The organism is Parachitinimonas caeni, assembly GCF_030129945.1.
Classification (GTDB): Bacteria; Pseudomonadota; Gammaproteobacteria; order Burkholderiales; family Chitinimonadaceae; genus Parachitinimonas; species Parachitinimonas caeni.
In genome coordinates, this window is record NZ_JARRAF010000076.1 from 1 (window position 1) to 6,789 (window position 6,789).

6 protein-coding genes and 1 pseudogene are annotated in these 6,789 nt (G+C 53.3%); 2 read left to right on the forward strand and 5 right to left on the reverse strand.

What is annotated here, in order from left to right; translation table 11 throughout:
• Positions 1-137: 137 nt before the first annotated feature.
• Positions 138-551, forward strand: a complete 414-nt coding sequence (locus PZA18_RS23230; RefSeq protein WP_284103287.1) for a DUF4431 domain-containing protein — start codon at positions 138-140, stop codon at positions 549-551.
• Positions 552-659: 108 nt separating this feature from the next.
• Here PZA18_RS23230 and PZA18_RS23235 read toward each other — a convergent pair.
• The 4 genes and pseudogenes from PZA18_RS23235 to PZA18_RS23250 all read right to left on the reverse strand — a co-directional run.
• Positions 660-1,433: pseudogene (locus PZA18_RS23235) on the reverse strand (IS630 family transposase); the annotation flags it as partial.
• Positions 1,434-1,521: 88 nt separating this feature from the next.
• Positions 1,522-2,355 (reverse strand): IS21-like element helper ATPase IstB, encoded by an 834-nt coding sequence (istB, locus tag PZA18_RS23240; RefSeq protein WP_284103288.1) that lies wholly within the window; start codon positions 2,353-2,355, stop codon positions 1,522-1,524.
• A complete protein-coding gene (istA, locus tag PZA18_RS23245; RefSeq protein WP_407951207.1) occupies positions 2,352-3,434 on the reverse strand; it encodes an IS21 family transposase in 1,083 nt (360 codons plus the stop codon). Before istA ends, istB begins: the two co-directional genes overlap by 4 nt.
• A 63-nt stretch (positions 3,435-3,497) precedes the next feature.
• A complete protein-coding gene (locus PZA18_RS23250; RefSeq protein ID WP_407951208.1) occupies positions 3,498-3,797 on the reverse strand; it encodes a helix-turn-helix domain-containing protein in 300 nt (99 codons plus the stop codon).
• A 59-nt stretch (positions 3,798-3,856) separates the two neighbouring features.
• Between PZA18_RS23250 and PZA18_RS23255 the strand changes: the two genes are divergently transcribed.
• A complete protein-coding gene (locus PZA18_RS23255; RefSeq protein ID WP_284103290.1) occupies positions 3,857-5,521 on the forward strand; it encodes an IS630 family transposase in 1,665 nt (554 codons plus the stop codon).
• Positions 5,522-5,867: 346 nt separating this feature from the next.
• On the opposite strand, the gene PZA18_RS23260 is transcribed toward PZA18_RS23255, so the two are convergent.
• Positions 5,868-6,701 (reverse strand): KilA-N domain-containing protein, encoded by an 834-nt coding sequence (locus PZA18_RS23260; RefSeq protein WP_284103291.1) that lies wholly within the window; start codon positions 6,699-6,701, stop codon positions 5,868-5,870.
• Between the last annotated feature and the right edge of the window lie 88 nt (positions 6,702-6,789).

Genomic DNA, 6,789 nt, shown 5'->3' on the forward strand with positions numbered 1-6,789 from the left:
TGAATCGATGGTAGAGCCAGACCGCATGGCCGATGATTTCAGCCGGGAAACGGTGGCGGTGGTAGAGATCCTTGTCCATGCCAACATCTTAACCTGCCGCCAAGTTCGAAGTTAACTTGTCAGTACCTTCAAAAACCATGTCACTTTCTCGTGCAAACTACCTGATGTCATGCGCTTTGGTTCTTACGTCATTTGCGAATGCAGAATGCCTCAAATACGAGCCAGAAGTGGTCACGCTCTCAGGGAAGTTGGTTCGCAAAACATTTCCGGGCCTTCCTAATTTCGAAAGTATCAGAAATGGTGATGATCCCGAAACAGGATTCTATTTGGTAGTCAGGAATCCCATTTGCACCGTAAGCGACCAAAGCGAGCCAGGCAGTACGCCAATGACAGGTGTTTCTTTGGTGCAACTATTACTAAGACAAAAGGAATACCAGGAGCTTCGGCCTTTATTGGGTAAATCAGTTAAAATCAAAGGTACTCTTTTTTCGGCATACACTGCGCATCACCACGCACCGATTCTTCTAAATTTTCTCACAGTTGAGAAATAGGGGATTTTCAATTTTATGACTATTGAGTCCTGCCAGAATTCAATACCTAGCAATGCAATAGCATTACTGATTTATTTTAAATAATTGTCAATATATTAATCCGGCAATTTAATACCCCAATTCCGCTGCATAAGCGATTTTGGGATGGCGAAAATACGAACGAATACGCTCCGGCCGTAATTGCAAACGTTTGAGCACCGAGCGCACGCGAGATTCCAGCTCCTCACGACTGAGTGCTGCCTGACCACTCCGAACCTGCTGCTTCAGATCGCCGTTCAGGTACTCATCCGGGTTCAGCTCAGGTGCATACGCTGGCAGGTAGAACACCTCTATCGCTTCTCTATGCTCGTCCAGCCAGGCGCGTATCAGCTTGGCATGATGCACGCGCAGATTGTCCAGGATCAGGAACACCTTGCTGTTGGTCTCCTTCACCAAGCGCTTCAGGAACGTCAGCAGCACCTTGGTCGTCAGCGTTTCCCGATACAGCATGAAGCGCAGCTTGCCGCGATTGGTGACACTGGAAATCATATTGGTGGCGAAGCGGCTCCCCGATACCAAGCGCACCGGGGTTTGGCCCGCCGGGTTGTAGCTGCGACCTGCATGGTTATCGCTGCGCAGGCCCGTCTCATCGCCCCATTGAATCTCGGCACCTTCCTCTTTCGCACGTTGGGCGATGCCAGGGTAAATCTCCTGCAACCACCGCTCGACCAGCTCGGGCTTTTGCTGATACGCCCGTTTGAGCGGACGCTGCGGGGTGTAGCCCCAGCGGCTCAGGTATTCACCGACGGTACGAATCGGCATATCCAGTTTGCACTTCATCCGGATCAGTTCACGCACGGCATCGCGGGTCCACAAGGCAAAGCCTAGCTTAAGCTGGTCGGGTGTCAAACGCAACCTCAAACTGATACAGCCTCAAGCGCAAACGCAATTGCAAATTGATACACCCACTCATGTGCTTATGTGGGTGGGATTAGCGAGTGATGACTCCTTCCTTATGTCGTAGGCTGGGCTTGCGTTGCATCTCCTGCGGTGACACCGAGGCCCGATCCATGACGCCGGCCTGGCGCTTTTCCTTCAGGCGGTACGAATCGCCCAGGATCGGGATGACGTGGGCGTGGTGCAGCAAGCGGTCAAGCAGGGCCGCGGTCAGCGTCGCATCGTTGGCAAAGGTCTGATCCCACTGACCAAACGGCAGGTTGCTGGTAAGAATCAGGCTGCCCATCTCGTAGCGCTTGGCAACGACCTGGAACAGCAGATTGGCCTGTTCCCGATCCATCGGCAGGTAGCCCATCTCATCGATGATCAGAAGCCTGCACGGCTTGACGATGCGCTTGAGGGTTTCTTCCAGCTGATTGCGCCGCATCGCTGTGATCAGCGTCATCAACAGGTCGGCCGCCGTCATGAAGCGTGTGCGGATGCCCGCCTGGGTCGCCCGGCATCCCAGAGCGATGGCCAGGTGGGTCTTGCCCACGCCCGAGGCACCGAGCAAGACGACGTTCTCTGCGCGTTCCACAAAGGCCAGGCTACCCAATTCCTGCACCAGGGGCTTGGGCACCCCGCTGGCGAATTCGAAGTCAAAATCGTCCAGGGTCTTGATGGCCGGGAAGCCCGCCAGGCGGGTCAGCATCAGGCGATGCCGCTCGGTACGCGCCATGGCTTCGCCGCGCAAGGCGTGTTCGAGGAAGTCGAGGTAGCCCAGTTCACGCGAAGCCGCCAGTTGGCCCAGATGTGCCAGTTGTCCGGGCAGGTGCAGCAGGTTCAACTGCTGGCATAAGGCCTGCATCCGTTCGAGTTGCGGATTCATGGATGGCCCCCCTCGCTCGCTGGAACCGGTAGGTGGCCGAGTACGTCATAGCGGGCCAGCGACCGCTGCAGCGGGATGTCCCAATCCGGCTGGGCGTGGCGCGATACCGGCTTTGCAGCGTCCTGGGGCGGGGCAACGGTGCGGACCGTGGTGCCGAGCCAGACCGGTGGCAGCGGCTGCAGATGCGGCCTTTCCTCGATCAAGGCCTCGGCCGGCACACATTGGGTGGTCGCGTGGACACGCGCATTCGCGACCTCGCGCAGCCAGCGCTTCACCGCCAGATTGCAGCTGGCCCCATCGACAGGCAGTCGATCATGACGACGCTGGCTGGCCAGTGGCACCCAGAAGCTGTAGCGCAGATAGCCGTTCATGCGCTCCACCTTCCCCTTGGTCTTGGCACGGTAGGGCTGGCACACCCGCGGCGCAAAGCCGTAATGCCTGGCAAAATCGGCGAACGTCGGCTGGTACTGATGCTGGCCCTTGTCGTAGGCATCGCGCTTGAGAATGACGGTCTTCATATTGTCATACAGCACTTCGCGCGGGACGCCGCCGAAGCAGTCGAAGGCACGCTGGTGGCAAGCCAGCAGCGTTTCCAGACGCATGTCCGTGACAAACTCCACGAAACTGGCACGGCTGTAACCCAGGGTTGCCACGAAGGCGGCCAGCATGCCTTCCGCATGGCCCGGCTTGCGGAATTCGATCCAGTCAACCTGCATCTGCTGGCCGGGCGCGGTCTCGAAGCGCACCACCGGATCGGGTCGTGCGGCAGGCCGCAGCGTGCGCAGGTAGGCCTGCAGCATACGTAAACCGCCCGGATAGCCTTGCTCGCGTATTTCGCGCAGCAGCACGGTGGCAGGTATCCACTGCGGACGGGCACTGGCGACGCGTTCCTGCAGATAGCCGTGATAAGCCGAGAGCTTGCTCGGCTTGGGCTCACGCCGCCTGCGCTGCGGCGGCCCGGATTCCAAATGCTTGCGTACGGTGTTGATGGCAATACCTGTCTGCACCGCAATCTCGCGCAAACTGTGTCCTTGACGGCGAAGTATCTGAACTTCCATGTAAACCTCGTAGGTGATCATCGGTGCCGCCAAAAGGCAGCAACCTTACAACGAGGTGTATCAATCTCGGATTGCGTTGGTGTATCAATTTATGATTGCGTGTGACACGGGCATCTTGTCTACCATGAGGTGCTGGATCATGAGTTCCTGTTCGGGTGTCAGGCTGCGGCTATCGCCCGTCTTTCGGCCACGTCGGCCGCCTTCGATCGCGGCTTCAACGCCTTTGCTGCGTGCCTGCTTGATCCATTCGGCAATGGTTCTGGCGTGTACTGCAACCGCCTCGGCAATGTCCTTCTGGACGTAACCTTGCTCCCACATTCGCAGGGCAATGCGGCGCTTCTCGCGTTGGGCTTCGGGGGATAATTGGCGGGCATCGGTTTGCATGCACTGATTATCTCATATTGCCCTATTTGTTTGCCGGATTAATAATCTATAAATAAGTCATGGAATGCACGCGCGAAACAGATGGCCGTAAGAATGACTCCCTGACCCAGGAATACATTCGAAATCAGGTTGTCAAAGCCATAAAGGCTGGTCGCCACCCAAGGGACGTTGCCGAGATATTCGGCATTAGCGAACGTCATGTTTACCGGATTTTAGCGGCTTACTTCAGCGGTGGAAAAAATGCCTTGCTGACCAAGAAAAGCACCGGGCGTCCGTGCAAACTCTCTGTAGATGAAATCCAATGGCTGGAGCAGGCTATTCGGGAACAAACACCCTGTCAGTTCAAATTCGAATTCGCCCTCTGGACACTACGCACGGTTCAACAATTGATTCGGGATCGATTCGATAAAGAACTGTCGATCAGCGCAACACGCCAACTCCTGCATAGTCTGGGCTTCACGCCGCAGAAACCACGGCTCAAAGCCTGGCAACAAGATGATGCCCTGGTGCAACAGTGGCATCAGCAAGACTTCCCTCACATTCAACAACAAGCCAAAGCCGTTGGCGCAAGCCTTTACTTTGCGGATGAGGCCGGTATTCGTTCAACCGATCGACTCGGTAGAACCTGTGCGCCCGCAGGAGAAACCCCCGTCCTGCAAGGTTCGGGGACTCGTTTTGGTATCAATATGCTGTCCGCAATCGGTTCTCGGGGTGAGTGCGAATTCATGATTTGCGATGGCCGGATGAATGCCGGTATTTTTCTGGACTTTCTCAAGCGCTTGATGACCGGTAAATCCAAGCCTGTTTATCTGATTTTCGACGGTCAACCGATCCATCGGGCCAAAATTGTGGAGGAATACGTTGCCTCTACCCAGGGCATGCTGCGCTTGTTTTATCTTCCCGGCTATCCCCCTAAACTGAATCCCGACGAGCAAGTCTGGGCGCATGTCAAACGCGAAGTCACCGCCAAAATTAATTTCCTCATTTTTCCGACACCCAGAATGCCCGCCGATTATCTGCGAACTTTCCTAAATGACAAACTTTTCTGGTATATCAGTAACTTCAAAAATGTGACGGTCTCGGCAATGGGAAAGAAGCTAATTTTTTTATTTTTTTTATCCCACTTTTCAATGGCTCTAGGAGGTGATGCAATTATCAAGCATAGAGTGATAGCAAAAAGCGCAAATACTCCTAAAGTAGGTGTGGAGCTATATCCAACTGAAATTGTAGAAGTTATAGAGAAAAAAGATAGGTTCTCAATAATTAAGAGAAAGGATGAGGGGCTTCGCTACTTAATAGATATCCCCGTAAGGCATGAGCACTATGCGGCTGGAAAAATTGAAATTAGCAACTCAGCACTGGTAACACTTGGAGAATTTAGAAGAATAGCCAAATGGGGTGGTGTAAAGAAATTGGAAATGCACGAAAAAATTGACTCAGAAGAAACGTGCACAATTTCAGAGCTGGGCATAGCTAAATGCGTAGATTCTGGCAATGCCAATAGTCCTTTGGGAGAGAGGAAATATAAAATGTTGAGATATAGGGAGTTAATTGTATTTGCCGAAATTTCAAAGTCAATGCAGGAAATATCATCAATTTCTCAAGATGAGATTTTTCTTGAGGTTAAGCCTGGTAAATTGTGCCACTTGGCAAGTATAAATGATGATGAGTGTAGTGAATTTATTTGGAAAAATGCAAAGCCCGTTATTTTCTTCCATAAATAAGGTATTGACTGGTACTGACAACTTAACTTCGAACTTGGGGGTGTACGCCGGAACCGCCGATTTTTCCGTCATACACGCAAAGCTAGGATTGGCGCCGGTTGTCGGGAAACAGTTGTTTTACGACACTGGCCCACTGCTGGCGTAAACACCCTGTTTCCATCCACAAAACATGAACGACAAACCATGTCGGATAGCTTCGGTAGCCGGAAAAAGCGCTCACGACCTTTCCCGACGGAATTTTCGGCGGTTTGGGCTTACATCCCCTTCTAGGTACTTTCTGCGGAACGCTGCAATTGAAATGGCGCAGGCCAGCAATGTTGGCGTTTCAAAACAACCTCGTCTCTTTTCATCGTTCGTTTTCGGTAACCTGCCCTAATTGTTTCAAGACAGGCGCGCCAACCAATGAGCGCATCTGATTTATGGCAATACCATTCAACTGCGCCAGGCGCTCCGGCGCCGGCAGTCCTTGATGGATCAGCACTGCGTTAATGCTCTCCAGATTGGACAGCACAACCAGTTGTTCTAGCGTTGCCACGTCCCGCATATTGCCCGGCTGGTCGGGATTTGCCTGACGCCACTGCGCGGCCGTCATGCCAAACAGTGCGACGTTGAGCAAATCGGCCTCACTGGCGTAGACAATGACGGTTTGTGCCTTGGTCAGTTGTAACGGGATCAGCCGCTCCTTGATGGCATCTGTATGGATACGGTAATTAACCTTGGCCAAAGTGCGCTGGAAGTTCCATTCCAGTGACGTAGCGCGAGCCTCTTCGTCCTTGAGGCGTTGGAATTCTTTGATCAGGTATAGCTTGAACTCGGGGCTGAGCCAGGAGCCGAACTCGAACGCGATGTCTCGGTGCGCATAGGTTCCACCGCCCCGGCCGGCCTTGGCGTAGAGACCAATAGCGCCTGTGGCTTCGATCCATTTCTTCGGCGATAGAGAGAAGCTGTTGAGGCCCGCTTGGCTTTTAAACCTCTCGAATTCGATAGGTTTAAATGCTGGGTTGTAGATCTGTTCCCAAATACCTAAAAATTCGATAGTGTTGCGATTCCGCAGCCAGCCATACAAGATTGAGTCATCGCCAAAGCGCTTTACCATATCAGTCAGCGAGATATAGTCTTGTTCGTGCCGAGTGGTGACGGATACGTTAGCACCGTGTACGGTGATGATCTTGTTTTTCATTTAGGCGGTTTAGTCGTGTTGGGAGTTATTTGTTGGAGGGCGCGGCAGCCATAGTCAAGTGTAGTTATTCGCGGTGTAACGCATTATG